1 protein-coding gene is annotated in these 1,102 nt (G+C 77.5%); it reads right to left on the reverse strand.

Annotation, left to right across the window (positions count from 1 at the left end):
- Positions 1 to 336 (reverse strand): hypothetical protein (locus AWZ10_RS53220; protein WP_208618647.1); only part of this gene is annotated, 336 nt, incomplete at its 3' end.
- Between the last annotated feature and the right edge of the window lie 766 nt (positions 337 to 1,102).

A 1,102-nucleotide genomic window follows, 5' to 3' on the forward strand; every position in this document is an offset into this window, starting at 1 on the left:
CCTCGCCCCCCGGGGAACCGCCCCAGGCAATCCGGCGGCCGCCGTCCAACGCATGGCGATGAACCCCGCCGCCGCGCCGGCCAGACCCACCAGCACCCCGCCCGGCACGACGAGCACCTCCGGCTCCGGCTCCGGCTCCGGCTCCGGCTCCGGCTCCGGCTCCGGCTCCGGCTCCGGCTCCGGCAGGACGGTGGGCAGCTCCGGCCGGGCCTCGACCAGCCCTTCCGGCGACGCCGTGAACGTCCAGCGGGCGGCGACCGGTCCCAGCCGTACGGCAGCCGAGCCTGCCGGAGCCCCGACCACCCCGACCATCCCGTCCGCGACGCCGCCCGGCACCAGCCCGGCAGTTCACGGTCGCGACACCACACCACACGGTCCCGGCGTAACGGCAACCGGCTTCGCCAGAGCGGCAGTCGGCTCGATCGGCGGCGCACCCTCCAGCACGGGCGATGCCCTGACCGGCGTCCAGAGAGCGATCACCGGCCGCGGCGACACCTCAGCCGCCTCCCCCGACGCGGTCTCCAGCCTCGGCGGTACGGCGACCGGCTCCACCGGCTCCGCAGCCGTCAACGTCCAACGGGCGAAGGCCCACCCCAGCGGGACGGGCGCCACACCTGCCCCACTCAGGGCGCACTCCCCCGGAACGGTGGACAGCACCGACAGCCACACCACCGCGCCCGTCCGCCCCTCGGCGACGGGCACCGGGGCTTCTGCGGCACGCCCCAGTGGGACCACGGCCAGCCCGGTTGAAGGGTCACCTCGTTCCACCCACACCTCGACAAGCCCCGGCACCGCCCGTGGCAGCGGCGCCGGCAGCACGACCCCCGCCGGTACATCGGCCGGCACCCCGACCGCCCCACAGGCCCACATCCAGCGGGCGGCAGTCGGCACCACCGACCCCTCCAGCCCCGGGCCCGCAACGCCCGGCCCCGGCGGCACCCCCACCACCGCCCCAGGCACCCACCCCGTACAGCGGAGCACCTCCGGCGGAGCAAGGCGCATGGGCCTCGGCACACCCGTCTCCGGGCCTGTCCCGGCGGTCGCCCCCACACCCACGCACCCGAGCCCGGCGCCCCGGCCCCCCGCCGCGACCACCCCTCAG

It is taken from the genome of Streptomyces europaeiscabiei, assembly GCF_001550375.1.
GTDB classification, from domain to species: domain Bacteria; phylum Actinomycetota; class Actinomycetes; order Streptomycetales; family Streptomycetaceae; genus Streptomyces; species Streptomyces europaeiscabiei.